Here is a 19,806-nt window from a genome sequence, read left to right on the forward strand (position 1 = left end):
AACCCGTATCACGCTGAAAATGACCCTGGCCTGTCTGACAGGCTTCGGGTCTTCAGCCTTTTCCGCGCCCCTTGACGTTTCGGCATCGAAAGAAGAACAGATCAAGGTTCATCACGCAGAGCGTCCAGAAATCCAGAACTTCCCTCATGCGGGCTTTCTGGAACAGCCTAGACGCCTGACCACACGTCAGAATCTTGCTCCAATCGGACGGCAGCCGCACTGGGGTGGGTTCAATCGCGGCAACGGCGAAGGCGCGGGCTTCGGTCCTGTTGGCCGTTACGGCGTGGCACCCTGGGCAGAAGACTGGTCTTATCTGCGCGATCAGAGTCATCGGAACGATTTGTTCGACCCTTTGAAGTTCATTGCCCTGAACAATCAGCGCACCATCTGGCTTTCTCTCTCAGAACGTACCCGCCTGCGTAACTGGTACAACGACTATCCGATGCTCGGGACAAACCCACACTCTGGTTCTGGACGCTTCGTCACCCGGAACATGTTCGGAGCCGATCTGCATCTTGGAGAACACTGGCGCATTTTCGGGCAGCTTGTGAATGGGACCGCGGCCGGCTGGAAGGGCTACGGCTATGGCAGCACCTACCGAAAACGACTGGATATGCATCAGGCGTTCATTGAATACAAACAGACCATTGGCACGGCCAAAACGGGACTGATGTTTGGGCGTCAGCAATTTCTCGATGCGCCGTCCTACGTTCTGTATGATCGCGAGCCCCCCAATATCCAGATTACCTGGAACGGCCCGCGTGCTTACGCAATTCTGCCGCATATCCGGTTTGATCTGTATGACTTCGTAGCGACGAATATTACTCCCCGGGCCATGTTCCATGACACACAGGACTGGAACACGCGGCTTTATGGCTTCAACGCCACAGCTGATGTACCAGCCTTCCATTTGGGCCATCAACGGATCCAGTCTTATCTGGATCTGTTCTGGATTGGCTTTCACTTAGGTGGAAAGACGGGATCGGTTCCGGTCTTGAGTTCAATCGCTATCAAATCCGTCACTGGTGCAACCAATCGCAACAATCTAGGCTTCCGCTGGTACGGGACAGCACAACAACTGGAATATGCTCTAGGGGCCCTGTGGCAGCAGGGTAATTTTACGCCCTACGGCACAACAGCACGCAGGCAGGTCTCTGCATATTCCGTCAATACAACGGTGGGATACAGGCGGTCCGACCTGCTGTTCAAACCCTTCTTTGGTGTGCAAACAGACGTCTATTCAGGCGGTAACGAACGTCATCGTGCGGGGACAGTGGGGACTTACAGCGCGCCCTTCGCTCCCCAAAACCCCTATCTGGATTATACCGGCTACATTGGGGCAGCGAACCTGATCAATCTGTCTCCGATCCTCGTCGGCTCTTATGGAAAGGTCTCGTTACGCGTCAAAACCCCCATCCTGTGGCGGCAAACCACACAGGCTTCGGTCTATTCTATTACGTCTGCCTATAATTTTCCGAAGTTCCACAGTCACTTTGTAGGCGTTGCGCCGAATGGCCTGCTGACATGGGCTGTAAACCGCCATTGGAACTGGACTCACGTTGTCGCCTGGTTTGCCGCTTCGCATGATCTGAAAAACGCTGGAGCCAAAAGCGGGCTGTATTATCAGTCCAGTCTCTCATTTGCCTTCTGAAGAATGGTTGCAGAGCCGCGCCCTGCAGCGTAATGCCCCCATACTCACGCGACATCACAGGATTGCCCCATCATGAAATATATGGACAGCCGCGAACTGACCTTGAGGGGCATCATACTGGGTGCGCTCATTACAGTCGTCTTTACGGCCGCCAATGTTTATCTGGGCCTGAAGATCGGTCTGACTTTCGGCTCATCCATTCCGGCCACCATTATTTCAATGGCTGTGCTTCGCCTCATGGGCGGCGGCACGATGCTCGAAAACAACATGGTCCAGACCCAGGCCTCAGCGGCAGGAAGCCTCTCCTGCATCTTTGCAGCCCTTCCTGGCCTGATCATGGTGGGATACTGGCACGAGTTCCCCTATTTCGTGTCCCTGCTGCTGACGCTGGGCGGTGGTATGACAGGAGTCATCTTCACCATTCCGCTGCGTCGTGCGCTGGTCCGAAATTCTGATCTTCCTTACCCGGAAGGTACGGCCTGCGCAGAAATCCTGCGGGCTTCTTCTCCAGAGGGGGACGCAGAGAGCCTTCGCTCTCTTACGAAGGGTACGGCTGTTTCCGCAGTGATCGCCTTTGCAACTGCCGGCCTGCGCCTTCTGTCAGATGGAGTTTCAGCGGCCACCAGCTGGGGCGCTTCGGCCTTCCGTCTTGATATCAGCTTCTCTCTGGCTCTTCTCGGAACCGGCTACCTCGTTGGCATTGCAGGCGGCATTGCCATGCTTCTCGGGGTTTTCCTGGCTTGGGGGATCATGATTCCGGTTCTGGGACATCTGAACCCGGTGGCAGACCCTCTAGCTGCAACAACAGCACTATGGCTGCACAAGGTTCGTTTCATGGGTGCTGGAGCAATCGCCATTGCAGCAATCTGGACCCTTCTTGCCCTCGCCGGACCAGTCGCTCAGGGGCTGAAAGAAGCTCTTTCAGTCAAACACCGGGCATCACAAGACGAAGCGGACCTCGATCTTGCTCCTCGCACCCTGATTGTTCTGAGCCTTGTACTCGCGCTGATCCTGTCAGGGCTGTTCACCCAGTTCCTCTGGCCCGTTATGCCTCATGGTGCCTCAATGGCCACACTCGTCATTCTGGGCATTGTTGCGTGCTTCGGTCTCGGCTTTCTGGTGGCCAGTGCCTGCGGATACATGGCGGGGATCATCGGCTCTTCGTCATCGCCGATTTCTGGTGTTGGAATTATCGCCATCATCGCTATTTCAGTAGCCCTTTGGGGGCTGGAAAGCGGTGGTATTCTGTCGCCTGATCAACGCCCCACGGTCATCGCATTTGGCTTGTTTGTTCTTTCTGCGATTACAGCGTCCGCCGCAATGTCCAACGACAATCTGCAGGATCTGAAAACCGGCCAGCTTGTAGGCGCCGCCCCCTGGAAACAGGAAGTTGCCCTGTTGATCGGCTGCGTTGTCGGTGCAGTTGTCATTCCGTGGGTACTCCAGACACTTTATCAGGCGTACGGGTTTGTCGGCGCACTGCCACGCGACGGAATGGACCCAGCACGCGCCTTGGCTGCGCCACAGCCCGCTCTGATGGCCGCGATCGCCAAGGGTATCCTGACCCACGATCTTGACTGGCTGATGCTGGAAATCGGTGCAGCCATCGGTATCGTTCTGGTCGTTGCAGACATACTCCTGAAGCGTCGCAATCTGTCTCTGCCGCCGCTGGCTGTTGGCATGGGAATCTATCTGCCAGCAGATGTTTCCGTCACGATTGCAATCGGCGCAGGTCTGGGATGGCTGCTCCGTCGTTTCCCCAAAGATCAGGGAACGATGCTGGCTTCAGGATTTATTGTCGGGGAAAGTCTGGTCGGCGTCGCCGTGGCCGCCATTGCCGGCGCTACGGGCAGCACCGAAACACTGTCCCTTCACCTGCCGGCGATGCTTCGGTCCGGCCTGGGATGGGTCGTGTTTCTAGGAGTTATGTTCTGGTTTGGGCGGCGTATCAGCCGCCACCCGACCTGAGAATTCAGGCCTTCACCCACCACTGAACGGGCTCCGGCTCGTTCGATTCAACATCTGGCAGGGCCGGTTCTTCGGCAACCATAACATTGTCTTCAACGACAACCTTACGCGGACGCCCTACCGGACGCGGTGTCCGGCGAGCAGCTTCAGCAGCCTGCTCCCGCGCCTGATGAAGCTGCGCCTTGAGGGACTGGATCTGCTCCTGATGATCGCGGAGATTCCGGTTCAGTTCAGTAATCTGAATTTTGGCATGGGCTTCACGTGTCTCGAACGCCTTAAGCTGCGTCCGAATATCTGAGAGGCTCTTTTCGGCTTCTTCCCAGCGGCGCTGTTCACGCTTCACTGACTGACGAAGACGCTCGATTTCTTCCTGCTCTTCCTGACCAGGTCCATTGTTCCGCTGACTAAAGCCACGGCTGGCCTGGTGTTCAACAACAACCTGTCCGTCACGTACGAAGCGACGGCGGCGTTCCGTAGTTGGTGTCACCGGGCGAGGCTTCTGGGAGCGGGATGATGACCCCGATCCTAGACGAGCCAGCGCCTCTCGCAGTTTGTCTTCGCTAACCTGCTGATCGTCCTGCATTCTTTGTTTTTTCAACCAATAATGAAATTTATGCTGTGTTTCCCAACAGGGACGACCTCCCTGAATAACAGAGAGACTGAAAAGCCCATGAGCCAATCAGCGAAACGTGTCCTGGCAAGGAAATTGAAAGTCGGCATTAACGGAATTCATGAATGACCCGTTCTGTCAGACAATGGCCTTTTATCAGGTCCGACAAGGCGTGTCATCAAAACAATAGAATTGTATTCGTATTTCTTTATTTCCACTGACCCGGTTGCCAGAGCACATCTTGGGCACCGTCCTCATTCGCATGGCGAGCAAGCACAAAGAAATAGTCTGACAATCGGTTCAGAAACCGTATCCCTTCCGCCGGCATCGGCTCGAGGGAGATCAACCTGCGCTCCGCCCGGCGGGTGACTGTACGAGCCAAGTGGGCATGGGCTGAAATCAGGGAGCCTCCCGGCAAAATAAAACTACGGAGTTCAGGCTGCGCGACCCTGAGACGCTCAATACAGGTTTCAATCCAGAAAACCGCTTTCTCCGTCAAAGCAGGCAGGCGACCTATATCGGGGATGCAGAGATCAGCCCCCAAATCAAATAAACAGGACTGTATCTGTCGAATATCAGAAGAAATACTGGAAGTATTTCCATCCATCCGTACGTGATATTCAAGAACCCCCAGAAGAGCATTCAGTTCATCAACCGTCCCCATGGCCTCAATCCGGGCACAATCCTTGGAGACACGCGAACCATCCCCAAGGGACGTCTGCCCCTGATCTCCTCCCCGGGTCACGATACGATCAAGCCGAATACTCATTCCGGAAATCTTTCCTCAGTGGCGGCCGAAGTGATGGTGATGACCCTTGATGGTCTTCGCACCGCTCAGATCGCCTGCCCGAGTCGTATGATCCTGAAGCATTTTGGTCGTGTCCCCGGCCAGGGTCTTGATATCTGCCGTCCCACCCGACTGCGTAGCGGTGGTGAGAGCGCTTGTCAGAGCAGGCGTCTGAACACTTTTGATTTCGCTCAGGAACACACGATCAAAAGATGTGCCATACAGATGACCGAACGTCGCAACATGCGCTTCATCGCCAGCGTTCAGCTTGTCCGTGACGGTCAGATGGGAATCCGTGGCGATCTTCGCAACAGCCTTGCGGTTCGTCGTATGGTCGCTGACAACTGTGGCCGCAAAAGCCTTCACGACATCGCTGTTGCTGTGCGTCGCAGCAAGGTTGGCGATGCTGATCTGCGTCAGATCAATGGCATCAACCTGCTGCAGGAAGGCCGCATCCGCCGTGGAAAGTGTATAGGTCGAAGCCGCAGACGGTAGAGCCGGAGCTGGCGGCGCATCCGGTGCATTACAGGCTGCAAGACCGGCAAACAGGCTCAGGGATGCAAAAGCAGCAAAACGTGCGGTGGCTCTCATGAAGAGACAGTCCTTTCATCGGTGAGACCGGGAGAAGCCCCCGGCCGCTACGGGTGAATGGCCCCGCGTTCAAAACGGTCCATTCATGTTCCGGAACACTTCATGGTACATTCAACGCATGTCCGCAAATCCCCGCCTCCCTACCCTTTCGGGCATCTTCCGCTTCTGCTTCGTTTCAGGTGCACTGGGAGGCGCTCTTGGTCTCGTTCTCGGGACGCTCGCCTCGCATTTGCCAGACACCGCCTTTGCCGCCCCGAATGGAAGAGGCGTTCTCCATACAGGTGTTGAAATCCTGATGTGGCACGCCATTTCGCTTTGTGCTCTTACGCTTGGCGCCCCTTTTCTGAGGCGCCGTCTCGTCCGGCTGGCCTGTCTCACCATGGCGCTAGGGACAATTCTGTTCTGTACGCCCGTGACGTTATACGCTCTTTTTGATCTGAAAATCGGCACGTTATCCGTCGCGCGGATTGCACCTTATGGTGGCACGCTGCTGATTATTTCGTGGCTTCTGGCGGCCGCTTCGGGCCTGCGTAAAGCCTCATCCGATACTCTATGATCTGCTTCGTATCCTTTTGATAACCGCAAGTACGACGATTTGAACAATCAGCGCCGCGCAGAAGCAGAAAACGATGATACCGATCAGAATCATCTGCTCCCGGCCCAGCGCGGAGTCGACACGAAATAGCGTGTAAAGCCATTGCCACGCATGGGTCGCCGCAACCATCTGCACCAGCTTGATCGTCGGATGCCAGAACCGGAATATCGCTGCGAATGCAAGTGTCAGCCCCACCAGGCTAACGGTTCGCAGGAGCGTTTCGGCAACGCTGACTTCCGGGACAGTCTTTGGGGACTGAGAAGGCACTTGGGATTTTATCAAGAACATGACCTCAAGGTTGAATTCAGCTTTAATCGTTTTTCTGCAAGACTGCGTTATGTCATGCAGTCTCTTCCTTCAATGAAAGCCTTTTTTATGCGCGCTTCCTTTCTCGCCGCAGCCGGACTGGGTCTGGCGCTCTCCACTCCACTTGCAGCCCATGCTGCAACGACGCCAGCGCCACATCTGAGCGAAACATCCGCTCCCCCCGTCGCTGCACCGTATCCGGACACGTCTGTTGCCCAGGCGCAGGTCAGGGATGCTTTTGCCCTCGCTGCGAAAACCGGACGCAAAGTGCTCATTGATTTCGGTGGAAACTGGTGCCCGGACTGCAAGATGCTGTCCGGCATTTTCGCACTTCCTGATGCCAAAACATGGCTCGACAGCCAGTTTGTGATTGTTCCGGTCAATGTTGGCCGCATCAACACCAATCTGGAGCTCGCCCAGAAATATGGCGTGACGATCAAGGCCGTCCCGACCGTCATCATCGTGACGCCAGACGGAAAGCCCCTGAACGGAGACGGGTCGAAGGCACTCGGCAACGCCCGCAGCATGTCCCCTCAGGCCGTTCTGGACCTGATTTCAGAATGGAACAGCCGCGGCTAATTTCACTTTCTGGCTCCGGAAATCACTTCGGAGCCAGAAGAGGCTTTCAGATCCCGAGTTCCTGCTCGGCTTCATGAACAACTTCCGCCAGTGCGTCCGCCTCGAACGGCGAGACAAGCCCTGCATCCGCCACCAGTTGTGCAAATGGCTTCGAGCCGCCTTCGGCGCAAAGCTTGCGATAGGTTTCGAACGTCCCTTCCCGATCCATCCGCGACCGAAGCCACAGCTGAAGCGCACAGCACTGAGCCAGTGCGTAATCAATGTAATAAAATGGCAGGCGGTAAATATGAAGCTGAGCCTGCCAGCGTCCGCCCTTGGCCGGGTAGTCCAGATCGCCCCAGTCCCGCCATGGCATGTACATCTTCTCCAGACGTAGCCACGTCTCATGTCGTTCGGCTACGGTCATCTGCGGGTTAGCGTAGACCTCATGCTGGAAATGATCGACGCAGACGCCATAAGGGAAGAACGACAGTGCATCGATCAGGTGCATCCTGCGATACCGGTCACCGGCTCCATCTTCGACCAGCGCGTCAATCTGCGGCCATGTTAGGAATTCCAGACCCATGGAATGGATTTCTGCTGCTTCCATCGTTGGCCAGAGCTGATCCACCCAATCCTGATTACGGCTTTTCCAGTTCTGGAACGCGTGACCCATTTCATGGGTAAAAACGCCGATATCGTTATGCGTGCCGTTGAAATTGGCGAAGATGTAAGGGCTGCCAATCGTTGGGAAGGACGTGCAGAAGCCGCCTCCTGCTTTGCCATTACGGTTTTTCAGATCCAGATACCCAAGATCGCGCATCTGAACGTAGAAATCGCCCATTTCGCCCTTGGGATCGAGCGCCCGGAACATGCCTTCAGCACGGGCAACCAGAAGATCATGATCGCCGGCAGGTTTCGGGTTCCCCTGAAGGTCAATCAGCGCCTCATCCCAGGCCCAGACCTTGTCCCACCCCATTTTCAGACGACGGCGTTCCAGCAAAGACTGAACCAGCGGAGTGACGGAACTCAGAACCTTCTCACGGAAGGCTGCAACCTGCTCGGGGCCGTAATCCGTCCGCCGCATCCGGCGATAACCGAGTTCGATATAATTCTCGAACCCCAGCGTTTTCGCCATGCGGTCACGCAATTCAACGAGGCGGCTGTAGAGGGTGTCGAGTGCCTCACCGTTCTCTTCGAAGAACGCCCAGCGAGCCTTTTCGGCCGCATGTCGCATCTCACGGTCCGGGCCTTGCAGGTAAGGCACCAGACCGGAAAGATTAAGCATCTTCCCATCAAACGGGATCTTCGCCGATGCCAGAAGAGCCGTGTACTCACCCGTCAGACGCGCTTCTTCTTCCAGATCGGTGCTGATGCGTGGATCGAACGTCGTGGTATCAGCTTCCCACAAACGGACAACATGGGGCGTGACCAGAGCTTCGAGAGCTGCTCTATCCGGATCCCCCAGAAGTCGCTTCTTAATCGTGACTTCATGGTCCGTCGCGATCGGCGACAGACGATCCGCATAGTCACGATCTGCCTTGGCCTGCTCGTCCTGCGTGTTGCGGGAAAACTGAAGATAAACGTGAGATGCCCAGGATTCATATTCGCGGCGCACGAAATCGAAAGCCTGCGCGGCATCCTTGGAGCGCCCCTGATCCAGCAGAAGCGCAATATCGTCGTAACGCGCCTTCAGGGACGCTTCGTCAGGACGGGGGAAAGACAGGTCAGAGAACGGAGGGATTGTCTGTGTCATGATTCCAATTCTGACATTCCGCTCCGTCTCCGTCCATGCCTCTCAGGGTTTCTGAATGGCTTTCACGAATTCAGCCAGACGCCGACAGGCTTCCGCAAGCTGTTCATCCGATGCCGCGCAGGATAAACGCAGATACGGGCTGTATCCGAATGCTGTTCCGGGGACGGTCGCAACATAAGCTTCGTCAAGAAGTGCTTCGGCGAAATCCACATCCGTGTTCAGAACCCGTCCACCGCCGGACGTGCCACCGAGAAGGGCACCGACACCCGGATAGACGTAAAATGCCCCTTCCGGGATAGCACAGGTCAGACCGGGGATCGCTTGAAGGGCGGCCACCATGGTGTCGCGCCGACGCTGATAGGTCTCACGCATCTGCTCAATGCGCTCCAAGCCACCGTTGAGCGCGGCAACAGACCCCGCCTGCGCCAACGTGCAGACGCCAGACGTTGTATTGCCCTGCACAGCAATCATTGCCTTGATAAGTGGCACCGGACCACAGGCGAACCCAACACGCCATCCCGTCATGGCATAGGCTTTCGCCATACCGTTGATGACGAGGATACGATCTGCCAGATCGGGAGCCACCTGAAGCAGGGACAGATGCTTGCGGCCATCAAACGTCAGATGCTCGTAAATTTCATCTGACATGATCAGAACATGCGGGGCTTCACGCAGGACATCGGCAATCGCCTCAAGGTCCTGTCGCTCCAGAATGGCTCCGGTTGGGTTGTTGGGGAAATTCAGAACCAGCCAGCGGGTTTTCGGTGTAATCGCAGCTTTGATGGCAGACGGGTCAGGGCGAAAGCCATCTTCTTCCCGGCAGGGGACTTCCACAGCCTTCCCACCCAGCATCCGCGCAATCAGCGGATAGCTGACCCAGTACGGCGCAGGGACAATGACTTCATCGCCCTCATCCAGCGTCGCTGTGAACGCATTATAAATAACCTGCTTGCCACCATTAGCGACCATGATCCGGTCTGGTGTCGCTGCGATCTCATTATCCCGTTTGAACTTCTGGATAATGGCGTCGATCAGTGCCTTTTGACCGGGGATAGGCGGATAACCCGTATCTCCCGCCAAGCCAGCAGCATAGGCTGCTTCGATGGCTTCCGACGGTGACGGGAAATCCGGCTGCCCCAAGGCTAGGGAAATGACGTCCCTGCCCTCCGCCCGCAGTTCACGGGCCCGCGCGGCCATGGCAATGGTCGCGGGCTTGGGAAGCGTTGCCAGACGGGATGCGATGCGGAACGTCATGACAGGCCCTGACAGAACTGCTGGATACGGGTGCAGGCTTCCTTCAGAAGCTCCGTGCTCGTGGCATAGGAAATTCGGAAATACCCAGGCGTCAGGAACGCACTTCCATGAACGGCCGCCACGCCCGTTTCATCGAGAAGCGCCGTCACAAAAGCCTCGTCACTGTCGATCAGATGGGCACCCTTACTCGTTTTACCAAGCGCTCCCTCGATGGATGGGAAGACATAAAACGCACCTTCCGGCTTAGCACAGCTCAGGCCAGGAGCTTCATTGAGCATGGACACCACAAGATTGCGGCGCTGCTCATAAACGCTCACCATTTCGCCAATGAAATCCTGCGGGCCTGAAACAGCCTCTTTGGCAGCAGCCTGAGCAATAGAGCATGGATTGCTCGTGCTCTGCCCCTGCAGCTTGATGAGTTGGCGCGTAAGTTCAACAGGCGCTGCAGAGAAACCAATTCGCCAGCCGGTCATAGCGTAAGCTTTGGACACGCCATTCATCGTCACCGTCCGGTCCCGCAGACGCGGTTCGACCTGAACGAACGTCTTGGCGACGGCGCCTTCATACATCAGTTTGGCGTACATATCGTCTGTCAGGATCCACACATGCGGATGCTCCAGCAGAACGTCAGTCAGTGCTTTGAGGTGATGCTCGTCGTATGCGGCCCCTGTCGGGTTGCAAGGCGAGTTCAGCATCAGCCATTTCGTCTTCGGCGTAATAGCCGCACGAAGCTGATCAGCCGTCAGGCGAAAACCGTTTTCCGCTCTTGTCTGAATCACAACAGGCGTTCCGTCCGCCAGTGAGACGATATCAGGGTAAGACACCCAGGCCGGAGCCGGGATGATGACCTCATCACCTGCGTTCAGAGTGGCAACCATCACATTATAAATGACCTGCTTGCCACCAGTCGAAACGCAAATTTCCTCAGCCCGGTAATCCAGATCGAAATCAGCGTTCAGTCGTGCCGCAACTGCTTCACGCAGCGACAACGTACCCGCGACATCCGTATATTTCGTCTCGCCGTTCTGAATGGCGCGAATGGCGGCCTGCTTGACGAAATCGGGTGTATCGAAATCCGGTTCGCCTGCGGAAAGGCTGATGATGTCACGGCCTTCCGCCTTCAGAGCGCGGGCTTTCTGCGTAATCGCAATCGTCTGGCTCGGCAGGATACGGTTCAGACGGTCGGCAATGAAAGACATGATGGGTTCCTGATGGGCTTTATCGCGCTGGAACCCTACCGCTCCCGATAGGCATTTGACCACAGCCCATCTGCAGATGAGAGATGCGTTTTTTACATAAAAAAGGCCGGATAACCCCTTGAGGAGCTATCCGGCCTTTTCACACGTCAGTCTTCCTGAAATATCAGGCCAGCTTCTCCATTTCACGAACGACAGCCTGGCCCATCATATCGGTGCCAACACGAGCCATTCCCGACGACATGATATCAGCAGTCCGCAAACCACTGGCCAGTACGTTGGACACTGCCTTTTCGATCAGATCCGCATCGTCCGCACGGTTCAGCGAATACCGCAGCAGCATGGCGAAGGAGAGGATCTGTGCCAGCGGGTTTGCAATACCCTTGCCAGCGATATCCGGCGCGCTGCCATGGATCGGCTCATACAGCGCATTGCGCTTGCCATTTTCACGGACAATGCCAAGCGTTGCAGACGGCAGCATACCGAGCGAACCCGTCAGCATGGAGGCCAGATCGGACAGGATATCGCCAAACAGGTTGCCCGTAACGATCACATCAAACTGGTTCGGGTTACGAACGAGCTGCATGGCGCAGTTATCGGCCAGCATGTGGGACAGTTCCACATCCTGATATTCGCGCTTATGCAGATCCGTGACGACTTCCTTCCACAGGAGGCCGCTTTCCATCACATTGCACTTCTCGACGGAGCAGACACGGTTTCCGCGCTGACGTGCCATTTCGAAAGCAACACGAGCAACACGCTCGATTTCGGACGTCGTGTAAACTTCCGTATTGATCCCGCGACGGGACCCGTCTGGAAGCGTCTCGATGCCGCGCGGCTCGCCGAAATAAATACCACCGACCGTCTCACGGACGATCATGATATCCAGACCGCGAACAACTTTAGGCTTCAGGGCAGACGCATCAATCAGCGCATCAAAAAGCTGAGCCGGACGAAGGTTTGCAAAAAGCTCAAGCTCCTTGCGCAGCTTCAGAATGGCTACTTCAGGGCGCTTGTCGAAACCGACATGGCTCCAGGCCGGATCACCAACCGAGCCGAACAGAACCGCATCAGACTTCCGGGCAAGGGCGATAACCTCATCACGGATGGGAACGCCATGGACAGCAAGAGAAGCCGCGCCAACGAGTTCTTCCGTAATATCCAGTTTCAGGCCACGGTTTGCGTCCAGCCAGTGCACGATCCGTGCAACTTCACGCATGACTTCCGGGCCGATACCATCACCGGCAAGAACAAGAAGCTTGTGGGCTTCACTCATTTTGCAGTTCCCATGCTGATTGACGGCACCCATGCACGGCTGGCCTGATGTTCAAAGCTGCTGATTTCCGCATCATGCTCCAGCGTCTGGCCGATATCGTCCAGACCTTCGAGCAGCATGTGACGGCGGAACGGATCAACTTCGAACGGCACGACATTTCCATCCGGGCGAATGATGATCTGCTTTTCCAGATCGACCGTCAGACGGGAGTTTGCCCCCTGACGCGCATCACCCATCAGTTCGTCACAGATTTCCCGCGGCAGACGGATTGGCAGGATACCGTTCTTGAAACAGTTATTGAAAAAGATATCGGCAAAGCTTGGTGCAATAACGCAGCGGATACCGAAATCCAGCAAAGCCCAAGGTGCGTGCTCGCGGGAGGAACCACAACCAAGGTTGTCATAGGTGATGAGGATTTCAGCATGACGATACGGCTCTTTGTTCAGAACAAAGTCCGGGTTTTCATTGCCGTTATCGTCGTAACGCTGCGCCGCAAAGGCATTCTTGCCAAGACCCGTGCGCTGGATGGTCTTCAGAAAGCGTGCCGGAATGATCTGATCGGTGTCGATGTTTTCATTCGGCATCGGAGCCGCAATGGCGGTCAGTTCCGTGAACTTTTCCATCAGACGGTTTCCTTCATCAACTCGCGCACATCACACAGCGTGCCCGTCACGGCCGCGGCTGCCGCCATGGATGGGGAGCACAGATGCGTTCTGCCGCCCGGCCCCTGGCGACCTTCAAAGTTACGGTTGGACGTAGAAGCGCAACGCTGTCCCGGCGTCAGACGATCCGGGTTCATCCCCAGACACATCGAGCAGCCTGCCTCACGCCACTCAAAACCGGCATCAAGGAAAATTTTGTCCAGCCCTTCGGCTTCGGCAGCAGCTTTCACGAGACCCGATCCCGGCACGATCATCGCGCGAACGTTCTTCGCAACATGACGGCCACGAACAACTTCAGCAGCAGCGCGCAGATCTTCCAGACGGCTGTTGGTGCAGGAGCCAATGAACACGACATCGACAGGCGTTCCGGCAATTTTCTGCCCAGCCGTGAGACCCATATAATCCAGAGCGCGCTGAACCTGCGCGGCCTGTGCGGGGTCCTTGAAGTCGGAAGGAGACGGCACAACGCCATCAATCGGAAGAACGTCCTGCGGGCTGTTGCCCCAGGTTACGGACGGCACGATGTCTTCGGCCTTCAACGTCACTTCCGTGTCGAAATGAGCGTCTTCATCCGATGCCAGCGTGCGCCAGTAAGCACAGGCCTGCTCGAATGCTTCACCTTTCGGGGCGAACGGACGCCCCTTCACATAAGCGAAGGTCGTTTCGTCCGGAGCGATCAGGCCAGCCTTTGCACCACCCTCGATGGACATGTTGCAAAGCGTCATACGCCCGGCCATGTCCAGATCGCGGATTGCAGAACCAGCAAACTCGATCACATGGCCGGTGCCGCCAGCCGTACCGATCTTGCCAATAATGGCCAGCATGATGTCCTTGGCTGTCACGCCCGGACCCACTTTGCCCTCAACAGAAACACGCATGTTCTTCGCGGGCTTCTGGAGAAGCGTCTGGGTCGCCATGACGTGTTCGACTTCGGACGTGCCAATACCAAATGCAAGCGCACCGAGTGCGCCGTGCGTCGAGGTATGACTGTCACCGCAAACGATCGTCATGCCTGGCAGGGAAATACCCTGCTCCGGGCCGACAACATGAACGATGCCCTGAGACGCGGAACGCAGCGGGAAATAGGGAACGCCGAACTCAGCGACATTCTTCTCCAGCGTTTCGATCTGGAGACGGCTTTCCGGCTCTTCAATCGGCTGGGAACGGTCGGACGTTGGGACATTGTGGTCCACAACGGCGACTGTTGCGTCCGGACGGCGCAGGCGACGTCCGGCCATCCGCAGACCTTCAAAAGCCTGCGGGCTTGTCACCTCGTGAACAAGGTGACGATCGATGTATAGGATGCACGTCCCGTCTTCGAGGCGGTCAACGACGTGATCGGCCCAGATCTTGTCAAACAGTGTTCTGGGCGAAGAAGAAACGGGCATCCTTATACTCCAACCTTGACTTAGGAAGCGGCTTTTTCGCCAGCCTTCGGCAGATCGCGCGGGCGCTCTGCAATACGGGCAGATTTACCCGAACGGCCACGCAGGTAGTACAGCTTTGCGCGACGCACCTTACCACGACGCACCACTTCGATGCTGGCGAGGGACGGAGCGTACAGCGGGAACACACGCTCCACGCCTTCACCGTTGGAAATCTTGCGAACTGTGAAGTTGCTGTTCAGGCCCTTGTTGGAACGGGCAATGACAACGCCTTCGAAGTTCTGCACGCGCTCACGCGTACCTTCGACAACGCGGACGCCAACGCGAACCGTGTCACCTGCGATGAATTCCGGAACTGCGCGAGCTGCGGAAAGACGCTCGATTTCGCGCGCCTCGTACTGCTGGATAATGTTCATGACCAAACTCCTGGAAACAAAAATTCAATGAACCTGCTGTCGCGCCAGGTACGCATCCCACAGATCGGGGCGACGTGCCTTCGTGACGGCGATTGACTGTTCATGACGCCAGCGGGCGATGGCACCATGATTGCCGGAGAGCAGAATTTCGGGCACTTCCCGCCCATCCCAGACCGCCGGCTTTGTATATTGCGGGTACTCCAGCAGACCTTCGGCAAAACTTTCGTCCTGCCCACTGATCTGGGAACCCATCACTCCTGGTAAAAGACGCACACATGCATCCAGAAGCATCAGAGCCGGAATTTCTCCGCCTGACAGCACGACATCGCCCATACTGAACTGTTCGATGTCGTGCTTTTCCAGCACACGTTCGTCGATCCCTTCAAAACGCCCACACAGAACCACGACGCCCGGCCCTGCCACGAAACGCTCTGCATCCTCATGGGACAGACGGCGCCCACGCGGTGTCGGGTAAATGACTGGACGGCCATCCAACGCGGGAAGCGCCGAAAGAGCCGTGTCCAGAACATCTGCCCGCATCACCATGCCAGCACCGCCGCCGAACGGCGTGTCATCCACAGCGCGATGACGGCCCAGTCCATGCTCACGCAGATCATGCGATTCACAGGACCAGATCCCGCGCTCTAGGGCCCTGCCCGCCAGGGAAAAACCCAGCGGACCCGGAAACATATCCGGAAACAGGGTCAGGATGTCAGCGCGCCAGCTCATGCCCGGACCTGAACCTCTCCGTCGAGATCACCTTCAACCTCGACTTCGATCGGCGGCACGACGGTCACGCGATGCTGCGCGAGGTCGACATGCGGCACACAGGCCATCGTAAATGGAACAATCAGACCCCGATCAATCTCGAGACTAACGCCAGCACCGTAATCATGAACCACGGCAATGGTTCCAAGAACGTCACCACTTTCGGAAACAGCCATCATGCCAATCAGATCAGCATGATAGAACTCGTCTTCCTCAACGGCAGGCAGAACGTCGCGCGCAACATACAGCCGACGGTTGACAACCCGCTCGGCAGCCGTCCGGTCTGGCAGAGTATTTCCCTGCCCGTCCGTTAGCGCTGCGACACCGGGAGAAACCCAGTGCGCCGTCCATGCCGCTCCATGCTCGTCATGCAGCACACCGATCGTTTCAACCGTTTCCGGATCGTCAGTGGCGGCATGCAGATGCACCAGACCGCGAACACCATGCGGGCGACCGATGGTGGCGATCAGAACATCACTGTCAGGGTTGAAGCGGGGCACGGGTCAGGCGTCCTGGTGCGTCAGCAGTTGCTCAGCCGGCCGTAGCAGCAGCGGCAGCAGCGGCGTCAGCAGCGCGCTTCTGTGCCTTTGCCTTCGGAGCGGACTGCTTCGGCTGCTCGCTGTATGTCGGCTTCGGAGCCAGACCAGCGTTACCAAGGAAGCGTGCAACGCGATCCGTGGCCTGTGCGCCGTTGGACAGCCAGTGCGTGATACGCTCGCCATCGAGGCGGATACGGTCAGCATGATCGGAAGGCAGCATCGGGTTGTATGCACCAACCTTCTCGATGAAACGACCGTCGCGCGGGCTGCGGCTGTCAGCAACAACGATGTGGTAGTAAGGGCGCTTCTTGGCACCTGCGCGTGCAAGGCGAATCTTAAGGCTCATGAAAAACTCCTGAAGGACAAACTTGAAAACTTGAGACTGATCAGGCGAAAGGCGGGCGGCCACCTGGCTTGCCCATGCCCTTCATCATATCAGCCAGACCACCTGCCCCACCCATGCCACGCATCAGGCCACCAAGGCCCATTTTGCTGATGCGCTTCATCATTGTGGACATGTCGTCAAACTGCTTGAGCAGACGGTTCACTTCCTGAACCGTCGTTCCGGAACCCGAGGCAATCCGCTTCTTGCGGGACGCCTTGATGATTCCCGGCGTCTTGCGTTCCTGCTTGGTCATCGAGGAAATGATGGCCTTGTGACGCTTGAAGATCGATGTGTCGATCTCCTTGTCACCCAGCATATCCTTGATCTTCCCCATGCCCGGAAGCATGCCGAGAATACCCGAGATCGACCCCATGCGGTTGATCTGGTTGATCTGGGAGACATAGTCATCCAGATCAAACTTGCCAGCGAGCATCTTCTTCGCGACACGCTCGCCTTCCTCGTGGTCGAGCGTTTCCGCTGCGCGCTCCACGAGACCAGCCACGTCACCCAGGCCGAGGATGCGGCCGGCCACGCGTTCCGGATGGAATTCTTCGAGGGCTTCCAGCTTTTCGCCAGAGCCGGTCAGCTTGATCGGCGCGCCCGTGATGGCCTTCATGGACAGAGCCGCACCACCACGTGCATCACCATCCATACGGCTCATGACGACGCCGGTAATACCGACAGCCTCATTGAAAGACTTGGCCGTATTGACCGCGTCCTGACCCGTCATGGCATCCACGACCAGCAGCGTTTCCGCCGGATTCGCGACCGCACGAATCTGACGCACCTCATCCATCAGGGCTTCGTCGATGGAAAGACGACCTGCGGTATCGAGAATAACGATATCATAGCCTTCACGGCGGCCCGTATCGAGCGCACGCTTGGCGATCTCTACTGGCGACTGTCCGGCAACAATCGGAAGGGCCGTGACACGCTTCGTGATGGCATTGACGCGCTCTGCCAACTGCTGAAGCTGGAGCTGGGCGGCTGGACGATAGACGTCCAGACTGGCGAGAAGAACCTTCTTGCCTTCACGCTGCGACAGACGCAGAGCAATCTTGCCCGACGTCGTTGTTTTGCCGGAGCCCTGCAAGCCAACCATCAGCACAGGAACAGGCGGAACAGCGGCGAGGTTCAGCGGAACTGCGCCTGCCCCGCCCAGCGCGTCGATCAGGGCATCGTTGACGATCTTGGCAACAGCCTGGCCTGGAGAGACACTTTCAAGCACTTCATGCCCGACAGCGCGCTCACGGACCTTGTTGACGAAGTCACGTACCACCGGCAGCGCAACGTCCGCTTCCAGCATGGCCAGACGGACTTCGCGCATTGCCTCGGTGACATCACCCTCGGTAAGCTTCCCATTCTTGGAAAGTCCTTCGAGGACACCGGACATCTTGCCTGAAAGTTGATCGAACAACGGGCCACCTTATAGCAAACAGAAACACGCCACTGCGCGAGCCTTCGCGATGTGGCGTGTCCGAAAACAGGACCGCTCTATCGCCTTGAGACACTGACGTCAAGCAATAGAGCAGTATTCAGTCAGAAATCAGGGAGCTGGCGGCACACCATCTTCCGGCGGGTGCCCTATGATCGCATCCAACTGCTCATGAAGCGAATGAATCTTTTCCATCGTGACATTGGCTTGACGACGCTGCTCCGGCGTCAGCACATCGTGGAGCTTCTCCTGCGTTGCAAGACGGGCCTGAGCTTCCTGCGTATGCAGTTCACTTTCCTGCCGCGTCAGATCAGCGAGAAGAGAACGGTTAAGATCTCCTTCAGCAGATAGCTCTGTACGGATCTTGTCACGAAGATCTTTCAGCTTTTCATGCTGAGCCTTCATATCTTCATGCGCCTGCTTGAAGATCGTATGAACCTGAGCCTTCTGCGCATCTGTCAGAATGACACCAGGTGGAAACGGCGGCGGCATATCGCCTGGACCATGGTCACCATGCATCCCCGCATGCAATGGAGCAGACTGATTAGGATGAGCCTGAGCCAGCAGCGGCGCAGTCAGAAGACCAACGGACGCAGCAAAAGAAAGGAAAACAGAAGTACGAAAGGCCGTCATGGATGACATATCCTTGAAGGTTGTTGGAAACGGAAGCGCACTCCCGCTTCCTTCACAATCAAGATGACACGTTCCGTGTTACAAAACTCCTCCACTCCTGTTTCGAAACGTAAACCTCACATAGACACGTAACACAGAACGCCTCTTGACGTTCTTTCCACGACATTGCATGAAGCCCCGACATCTTGGGAACAGGATGCGACTCTGCTCTGTTTTTACTTAAGCAGACGTCAGGAGAGGTGGCCGAGTGGTTTAAGGCAGCGGTCTTGAAAACCGCCGTGCGTGGAAGCGTACCGTGGGTTCGAATCCCACCCTCTCCGCCAGATAAATCAAAAATTCCTATATTTTTCAGTTGTTTATGTGGTTTATCGAAATTCATCCCACCTTGAGACCCATCTTAAAAAATGCGTCATCGCGCGGCGCTCGGACGCGATATGCGTCGTTTATAAACTTCCCGATGTGACCTGCTAACTGATGTCCTGCTTTCTCCAGAGACATCTAGATGTTCTGAAGGCGCGACTGAAACAGCGACCCACGAAAAAAACGCTCAGAAATTTCTTGAAATCGTCGTCCGTGTTCGGCTAACGTTCTTGAGTTAGCTGACACTACAGTACGAAAAACTTCTAGCAAGCCCAGAGGGCTCTCTGCCACTGCTTCAAGCAGAGACCCTGTAGAACACTGAACGCCGAAAAAACCAAACGAAACTAGTATCATCGTTGGTCCCGTGAGGGGCTGGTTGGAAAGGCGTATCATGAGTTCTGTTTTCCCCCTTCGTCGCTCTGACGACATCTTTATAACGCGTCGGGAAGCTTCTGAGCGACTACGCGTGTCCCTCTCAACGATCGACAGATATGTCGCTGCGGGCGAGCTCGAACGCTTGAAAATCGGTCCAAGGCGAACTCTGTTTCGAATGCGCGATGTCGAAAGACTCGTTCGTCGTGACGGCAGCAATTCTCTTGCCATGCAGATCACGCTGAGCGACCACTGTTCGTAGCTGCTGATTTCATCAGCGCAGGATATCTGCGGATCTTTCCT

At 56.4% G+C, this 19,806-nt stretch carries 21 protein-coding genes and 1 tRNA gene; 6 read left to right on the plus strand and 16 right to left on the minus strand.

Going from position 1 to position 19,806, the window contains the following annotated elements:
• Window positions 1-19: 19 nt before the first annotated feature.
• Both AC3B6F_RS00555 and AC3B6F_RS00560 read left to right on the plus strand, forming a co-directional pair.
• Window positions 20-1,651, plus strand: coding sequence for an alginate export family protein (locus AC3B6F_RS00555; RefSeq protein WP_489822991.1), 1,632 nt, complete (start codon window positions 20-22; stop codon window positions 1,649-1,651).
• 72 nt (window positions 1,652-1,723) lie between these two features.
• The gene (locus AC3B6F_RS00560; protein ID WP_489822992.1) at window positions 1,724-3,619 is read left to right on the plus strand and encodes an OPT family oligopeptide transporter; all 1,896 of its coding nucleotides are present in this window, start codon (window positions 1,724-1,726) and stop codon (window positions 3,617-3,619) included.
• Window positions 3,620-3,623: 4 nt separating this feature from the next.
• Here the strand turns inward: AC3B6F_RS00560 and AC3B6F_RS00565 are convergent, their stop codons facing one another.
• The 3 genes from AC3B6F_RS00565 to AC3B6F_RS00575 all read right to left on the minus strand — a co-directional run bounded on the left by AC3B6F_RS00565 (window position 3,624) and on the right by AC3B6F_RS00575 (window position 5,607).
• Window positions 3,624-4,202 carry a hypothetical protein gene (locus AC3B6F_RS00565; RefSeq protein ID WP_489822994.1) on the minus strand — a complete coding sequence of 193 codons (579 nt, stop codon included), beginning with the start codon at window positions 4,200-4,202 and terminating at the stop codon, window positions 3,624-3,626.
• Window positions 4,203-4,437: 235 nt separating this feature from the next.
• A complete protein-coding gene (locus tag AC3B6F_RS00570) occupies window positions 4,438-4,998 on the minus strand; it encodes a cob(I)yrinic acid a,c-diamide adenosyltransferase (RefSeq protein WP_489822995.1) in 561 nt (186 codons plus the stop codon).
• Between the two features lie 15 nt (window positions 4,999-5,013).
• Complete coding sequence (locus AC3B6F_RS00575) at window positions 5,014-5,607, minus strand: DUF4142 domain-containing protein (protein ID WP_211568597.1); 594 nt, start codon at window positions 5,605-5,607, stop codon at window positions 5,014-5,016.
• Window positions 5,608-5,725: 118 nt separating this feature from the next.
• On the opposite strand from AC3B6F_RS00575, the gene AC3B6F_RS00580 reads away from it, so the two are divergent.
• The gene (locus AC3B6F_RS00580) at window positions 5,726-6,163 is read left to right on the plus strand and encodes a DUF423 domain-containing protein (protein ID WP_489822997.1); all 438 of its coding nucleotides are present in this window, start codon (window positions 5,726-5,728) and stop codon (window positions 6,161-6,163) included.
• On the opposite strand, the gene AC3B6F_RS00585 is transcribed toward AC3B6F_RS00580, so the two are convergent.
• Window positions 6,158-6,490, minus strand: coding sequence for a hypothetical protein (locus AC3B6F_RS00585; protein WP_489822998.1), 333 nt, complete (start codon window positions 6,488-6,490; stop codon window positions 6,158-6,160). The genes AC3B6F_RS00580 and AC3B6F_RS00585 overlap by 6 nt on opposite strands.
• On the opposite strand from AC3B6F_RS00585, the gene AC3B6F_RS00590 reads away from it, so the two are divergent.
• Entirely contained in the window at window positions 6,470-7,087 is a 618-nt protein-coding gene (locus tag AC3B6F_RS00590) for a thioredoxin fold domain-containing protein (protein ID WP_489822999.1), read from the plus strand. The two genes, AC3B6F_RS00585 and AC3B6F_RS00590, sit on opposite strands and share 21 nt — an antisense overlap.
• Before the next feature lie 46 nt (window positions 7,088-7,133).
• Here AC3B6F_RS00590 and AC3B6F_RS00595 read toward each other — a convergent pair whose 3' ends face one another.
• The 12 genes from AC3B6F_RS00595 to AC3B6F_RS00650 form a co-directional block, all read right to left on the minus strand.
• Window positions 7,134-8,822, minus strand: coding sequence for a M3 family oligoendopeptidase (locus tag AC3B6F_RS00595; protein WP_489823000.1), 1,689 nt, complete (start codon window positions 8,820-8,822; stop codon window positions 7,134-7,136).
• Between the two features lie 42 nt (window positions 8,823-8,864).
• Window positions 8,865-10,076 carry a pyridoxal phosphate-dependent aminotransferase gene (locus AC3B6F_RS00600; RefSeq protein ID WP_489823001.1) on the minus strand — a complete coding sequence of 404 codons (1,212 nt, stop codon included), beginning with the start codon at window positions 10,074-10,076 and terminating at the stop codon, window positions 8,865-8,867.
• A complete protein-coding gene (locus AC3B6F_RS00605; protein WP_489823002.1) occupies window positions 10,073-11,275 on the minus strand; it encodes a pyridoxal phosphate-dependent aminotransferase in 1,203 nt (400 codons plus the stop codon). Before AC3B6F_RS00605 ends, AC3B6F_RS00600 begins: the two co-directional genes overlap by 4 nt.
• A gap of 163 nt (window positions 11,276-11,438) precedes the next feature.
• Window positions 11,439-12,548: a 3-isopropylmalate dehydrogenase gene (leuB, locus tag AC3B6F_RS00610; protein WP_489823003.1), complete on the minus strand. Its 1,110-nt coding sequence runs from the start codon at window positions 12,546-12,548 to the stop codon at window positions 11,439-11,441.
• On the minus strand, window positions 12,545-13,171 hold the full coding sequence (gene leuD, locus AC3B6F_RS00615) for a 3-isopropylmalate dehydratase small subunit (RefSeq protein WP_489823005.1): 627 nt from the start codon (window positions 13,169-13,171) through the stop codon (window positions 12,545-12,547). The genes leuB and leuD overlap by 4 nt, the downstream gene beginning before the upstream one ends.
• Window positions 13,171-14,598 carry a 3-isopropylmalate dehydratase large subunit gene (leuC, locus tag AC3B6F_RS00620; protein WP_489823006.1) on the minus strand — a complete coding sequence of 476 codons (1,428 nt, stop codon included), beginning with the start codon at window positions 14,596-14,598 and terminating at the stop codon, window positions 13,171-13,173. Before leuC ends, leuD begins: the two co-directional genes overlap by 1 nt.
• Before the next feature lie 20 nt (window positions 14,599-14,618).
• The gene (rplS, locus tag AC3B6F_RS00625) at window positions 14,619-15,011 is read right to left on the minus strand and encodes a 50S ribosomal protein L19 (protein WP_010504000.1); all 393 of its coding nucleotides are present in this window, start codon (window positions 15,009-15,011) and stop codon (window positions 14,619-14,621) included.
• A 24-nt stretch (window positions 15,012-15,035) separates the two neighbouring features.
• Entirely contained in the window at window positions 15,036-15,740 is a 705-nt protein-coding gene (trmD, locus tag AC3B6F_RS00630) for a tRNA (guanosine(37)-N1)-methyltransferase TrmD (RefSeq protein WP_007283496.1), read from the minus strand.
• Window positions 15,737-16,279 (minus strand): ribosome maturation factor RimM, encoded by a 543-nt coding sequence (gene rimM / locus AC3B6F_RS00635; RefSeq protein WP_489823008.1) that lies wholly within the window; start codon window positions 16,277-16,279, stop codon window positions 15,737-15,739. The genes trmD and rimM overlap by 4 nt, the downstream gene beginning before the upstream one ends.
• A 31-nt stretch (window positions 16,280-16,310) precedes the next feature.
• Window positions 16,311-16,664 carry a 30S ribosomal protein S16 gene (gene rpsP / locus AC3B6F_RS00640; protein WP_007283494.1) on the minus strand — a complete coding sequence of 118 codons (354 nt, stop codon included), beginning with the start codon at window positions 16,662-16,664 and terminating at the stop codon, window positions 16,311-16,313.
• 40 nt (window positions 16,665-16,704) lie between these two features.
• The gene (gene ffh, locus AC3B6F_RS00645) at window positions 16,705-18,120 is read right to left on the minus strand and encodes a signal recognition particle protein (protein ID WP_023942901.1); all 1,416 of its coding nucleotides are present in this window, start codon (window positions 18,118-18,120) and stop codon (window positions 16,705-16,707) included.
• Between the two features lie 129 nt (window positions 18,121-18,249).
• The gene (locus AC3B6F_RS00650) at window positions 18,250-18,771 is read right to left on the minus strand and encodes a Spy/CpxP family protein refolding chaperone (protein WP_023942903.1); all 522 of its coding nucleotides are present in this window, start codon (window positions 18,769-18,771) and stop codon (window positions 18,250-18,252) included.
• A gap of 233 nt (window positions 18,772-19,004) precedes the next feature.
• On the opposite strand from AC3B6F_RS00650, the gene AC3B6F_RS00655 reads away from it, so the two are divergent.
• Both AC3B6F_RS00655 and AC3B6F_RS00660 read left to right on the plus strand, forming a co-directional pair.
• A tRNA-Ser gene (locus AC3B6F_RS00655) sits at window positions 19,005-19,094 on the plus strand.
• Window positions 19,095-19,522: 428 nt separating this feature from the next.
• On the plus strand, window positions 19,523-19,765 hold the full coding sequence (locus AC3B6F_RS00660) for a helix-turn-helix transcriptional regulator (RefSeq protein ID WP_489823009.1): 243 nt from the start codon (window positions 19,523-19,525) through the stop codon (window positions 19,763-19,765).
• Window positions 19,766-19,806: the final 41 nt, after the last annotated feature.

The sequence above is a fragment of the Gluconobacter sp. ESL1110 genome, from assembly GCF_058107395.1.

Bases quoted from the DNA above. Each gene is read 5' to 3' on its own strand.
- AC3B6F_RS00555 (WP_489822991.1), top strand. From the start codon at position 20: ATGACCCTGGCCTGTCTGACAGGCTTCGGGTCTTCAGCCTTTTCCGCG.
- AC3B6F_RS00560 (WP_489822992.1), top strand. From the start codon at position 1,724: ATGAAATATATGGACAGCCGCGAACTGACCTTGAGGGGCATCATACTG.
- AC3B6F_RS00565 (WP_489822994.1), bottom strand. From the start codon at position 4,202: ATGCAGGACGATCAGCAGGTTAGCGAAGACAAACTGCGAGAGGCGCTG.
- AC3B6F_RS00570 (WP_489822995.1), bottom strand. From the start codon at position 4,998: ATGAGTATTCGGCTTGATCGTATCGTGACCCGGGGAGGAGATCAGGGG.
- AC3B6F_RS00575 (WP_211568597.1), bottom strand. From the start codon at position 5,607: ATGAGAGCCACCGCACGTTTTGCTGCTTTTGCATCCCTGAGCCTGTTT.
- AC3B6F_RS00580 (WP_489822997.1), top strand. From the start codon at position 5,726: ATGTCCGCAAATCCCCGCCTCCCTACCCTTTCGGGCATCTTCCGCTTC.
- AC3B6F_RS00585 (WP_489822998.1), bottom strand. From the start codon at position 6,490: ATGTTCTTGATAAAATCCCAAGTGCCTTCTCAGTCCCCAAAGACTGTC.
- AC3B6F_RS00595 (WP_489823000.1), bottom strand. From the start codon at position 8,822: ATGACACAGACAATCCCTCCGTTCTCTGACCTGTCTTTCCCCCGTCCT.
- AC3B6F_RS00600 (WP_489823001.1), bottom strand. From the start codon at position 10,076: ATGACGTTCCGCATCGCATCCCGTCTGGCAACGCTTCCCAAGCCCGCG.
- AC3B6F_RS00605 (WP_489823002.1), bottom strand. From the start codon at position 11,275: ATGTCTTTCATTGCCGACCGTCTGAACCGTATCCTGCCGAGCCAGACG.
- leuB (WP_489823003.1), bottom strand. From the start codon at position 12,548: ATGAGTGAAGCCCACAAGCTTCTTGTTCTTGCCGGTGATGGTATCGGC.
- leuD (WP_489823005.1), bottom strand. From the start codon at position 13,171: ATGGAAAAGTTCACGGAACTGACCGCCATTGCGGCTCCGATGCCGAAT.
- leuC (WP_489823006.1), bottom strand. From the start codon at position 14,598: ATGCCCGTTTCTTCTTCGCCCAGAACACTGTTTGACAAGATCTGGGCC.
- rplS (WP_010504000.1), bottom strand. From the start codon at position 15,011: ATGAACATTATCCAGCAGTACGAGGCGCGCGAAATCGAGCGTCTTTCC.
- trmD (WP_007283496.1), bottom strand. From the start codon at position 15,740: ATGAGCTGGCGCGCTGACATCCTGACCCTGTTTCCGGATATGTTTCCG.
- rpsP (WP_007283494.1), bottom strand. From the start codon at position 16,664: ATGAGCCTTAAGATTCGCCTTGCACGCGCAGGTGCCAAGAAGCGCCCT.
- AC3B6F_RS00650 (WP_023942903.1), bottom strand. From the start codon at position 18,771: ATGACGGCCTTTCGTACTTCTGTTTTCCTTTCTTTTGCTGCGTCCGTT.
- AC3B6F_RS00660 (WP_489823009.1), top strand. From the start codon at position 19,523: ATGAGTTCTGTTTTCCCCCTTCGTCGCTCTGACGACATCTTTATAACG.